Source organism: Bacteroides coprosuis (genome assembly GCF_020741705.1).
Taxonomy (GTDB): domain Bacteria; phylum Bacteroidota; class Bacteroidia; order Bacteroidales; family Bacteroidaceae; genus Bacteroides_E; species Bacteroides_E coprosuis.
The window spans coordinates 1-3,051 of record NZ_DYYK01000013.1; the positions used below are offsets into that span (position 1 = coordinate 1).

4 protein-coding genes are annotated in these 3,051 nt (G+C 35.1%); 1 reads left to right on the forward strand and 3 read right to left on the reverse strand.

Annotated elements, in window-relative coordinates:
• The 3 genes from K8V80_RS00580 to K8V80_RS00590 all read right to left on the reverse strand — a co-directional run.
• The coding region (locus K8V80_RS00580; protein ID WP_276774601.1) for an IS3 family transposase at nt 1-343 on the reverse strand (343 nt) is incomplete at its 3' end.
• A 41-nt stretch (nt 344-384) separates the two neighbouring features.
• Nucleotides 385-549 (reverse strand): hypothetical protein, encoded by a 165-nt coding sequence (locus K8V80_RS00585; RefSeq protein ID WP_276774604.1) that lies wholly within the window; start codon nt 547-549, stop codon nt 385-387.
• Nucleotides 550-658: 109 nt separating this feature from the next.
• Nucleotides 659-928, reverse strand: coding sequence for a helix-turn-helix domain-containing protein (locus K8V80_RS00590; protein WP_276774607.1), 270 nt, complete (start codon nt 926-928; stop codon nt 659-661).
• A 422-nt stretch (nt 929-1,350) separates the two neighbouring features.
• Between K8V80_RS00590 and K8V80_RS00595 the strand changes: the two genes are divergently transcribed.
• Entirely contained in the window at nt 1,351-2,823 is a 1,473-nt protein-coding gene (locus K8V80_RS00595; RefSeq protein ID WP_276774609.1) for a PepSY-associated TM helix domain-containing protein, read from the forward strand.
• The last annotated feature ends 228 nt before the right edge of the window (nt 2,824-3,051 follow it).

Here is a 3,051-nt window from a genome sequence, read left to right on the forward strand (position 1 = left end):
TAATTTGAGTTAGATCTGTAGCCCACTTCCTATAAGGCTGATCTGCATGGAAGTCTCTATTAATTAAGTTTTCAGATATTTCTTGGCCATCTCCTTCTTCTTTATTATAGTTACGGATACTAGGTTCCTTACCCTTACCTTTAATATCAAGTTGATTCATTATCTTAAGAACTTTCTTATGATTAATTAAATACCCCATTTTGCGCAGTTGAGCTGTTATACGACGATACCCATAAAGCCCTTTATGCTGTTGATAGATATTCTTAATTAGTTCAATATGAAAGTTTTCTTTAGAAGATTTATTTTGAGGTTTTATATGATAATAAAACGTTGAACGAGCCATCTGACCGCAATCTAAAAGAGTTGCAAGGTCGTATTGCTGCCTTAGTTCTTGGATGACTTGAGACCAATCATGCGTTCGCGGGCTTCTCGTGCTTGAACTAAAGCCTTGACTTTTTTAAATAGCTCATTCTCTACTCTTAATCTATAAACTTCTAATCGAAGTCTCTCCAACTCAGTTGTTGGTTCTTTCTTTTTAGGTCTTGCCATAGGCAAGCGGTCTTTAGATTTTCGTTTAGATACATTTGGATCTCGTAAAGCTTGAAGACCACCTTTGTTAACTTTATGCAGCCAACCCAATAGAGTTCCGTAGCTAACATTATGGTATAAAGCTAGTTGAAGTAAAGATGGTTTTTTTATTAGTAATTACATGAGTCACTATTTTTTCTTTCTCTTCGATGCTAAATCGATTTCCTATACTACTGTATAGTCCTGCTTCTCCATAGAGTTTATATCTACGAACCCACATTCGTATATCTCTAGTATTAGTGCGATAGCTCCTTCCTAGATCGGCTAAGGAACGACCATTTAAGGCTTGACTAACCAAATTTAATCGGAACTCAAACGTGTGAAGGAATTTATCTTTCATCTGTTTTTATTTTATGTCCAACTTTTGGAGTCACCTCAAACTCATACCGGTGTTAAAGAGGAGTACAAAGCTTAGTTAAAACAAACCGCCTTATCCAAAAAGAGATAGATTGAATTAGTACAACCTATCCCTTTCCAATACCATATCAATCATCTTTATTTATATAGATAAAATTGGTTTCCTATTTCACTCAAACCCGAAACCCTTTGAGCCTTAAAAGGCATTTTACATATTAAGATATCTGTTGCTAGCAGTTTATTAGTAATACTAGCAGTTACTCCACAAACAACGAAACTATTCGGGGACATAAACACTAGACACAATCTCTTTACACAAATAACAGATCATTTTAATCTCTTCATTCGTTCTTATGCTAGAACTATGGTATATTGCAAAGCCAAACACAATTTATTTATACACGAATGAAAAAAGGAACTTGGAAAAAGCACCATAAATGGTTTGGTCTTTTATTTTGCTTTTTTATACTTCTCTTCAGTCTCTCAGGGATTATACTTAATCACCGCACTTTAGTCTCGCAGATAGACATTAGCAGAAAGTATCTTCCTTCTTTGTTCGAATACAAAAAATGGAATAATAATTTTTTAAGGGGAACGATTCCTTTACAAAAAGACACCAATACAGTTTTTATATATGGTTCGGCAGGCATATTTAAAAGCGATAAGCAAGCCACTTTTTTTAAAGAATTCAATAAGGGATTTCCTCAAGGAGTAGATAATAGGAATATACAAGCGATGGCAGAGACACCAAGTCTAGAATTGTTTGCTGCTGCTCAATTTACTCTTTATCAATACAACTCAACTAGGGGTTGGATGATTGCACCCAATAGCCCGAACGAACGACTAACAGACATTATCACTCATCAGGATAGTCTGATTCTTGCTACTCGCTCACATCTCTATGTTTCTCTTCCGCCCTACCAAAGTTTTGAAAAGATAGAGATACAAAAACCGAAAGGGTATAATGCCAAAGTCACTCTATTTAGAACTGTATGGCTGTTACACAGTGGAGAACTCTTTGGTATAGTAGGTAAAGTGTTTATGGATCTATTAGCCGTTGTCCTCATTATACTTTCGGTAACAGGGATATTATATTGGTGCTTACCCAAATATATCAAAAGGCTGAAACAAAAAGGAGTAAAGCCTCAACAGAGTGTAAGATTGCTTAAAGGCTCTCTAAACTGGCATAATATAATAGGTCGATATACTATTATTCTAACACTTTTTGTCTCTTTTACAGGTTGGTGTTTACGCCCTCCTATCCTCATTCCTCTTGCTAAAAACAAAGTATCCCCTCTTCCTGGTACGATTCTTCAGAGTGATAATCCTTGGAATGATAAGCTACGGGCCATACGATTTGACACTCATAAAAAGGAATGGTTACTTTCTACTTCTGAAGGTTTTTATAGTTTAAAAGACTTGAAATCTACTCCTCAGAAACTAGGAAAAGTTCCACCTGTTAGTGTAATGGGTGTAAATGTATTGGAGAAAGATTCTCTCAACCAGTGGATAGTTGGCTCATTTAGTGGACTCTTTACTTGGAATAGAGATACTGAAGAAATAGTCGATTATTTTACAGGGGAAATACCTTCTTCAACTAGTGGTGCTCCATTTGGGAAAAGAGCGATATCAGGCTTTAGTAAAGATTTTAAAGGGAAGGAGTGTATCGTAGAATATGAGAACGGATCGAATTTTGCAGAGATGCCCAATGAGTTTGGAGTTTTGCCTATGTCCTTGTGGAACGTTGCTCTAGAAGTACATACGGGAAGAATTTATACGATTTTGGGCTCTGGAACATTAGTCTTTATCTCTTTTGCTGGATTAATTGTTTTCTGGGTTTTAATTTCAGGTTATATTGTTCGTAAAAAGAAGAAATAGTCGAGCATAATCCCATTCTCTAAGTTAACTCATAAACTAATTTTATATAAATTATAAATAACAAATCATTCTCAATATAGATTTTTTTGACAATAATATTTTACTGTCCACTATTCTATCTGTATGTTTCCCTAAAAGTCAGACCGAAAATAATTAGACCAAATTCATTAAATTAGTACAGTGGCATGGATTCAAGTCATATTAAGCGTTTGAAGGAGCTTGAAGAGG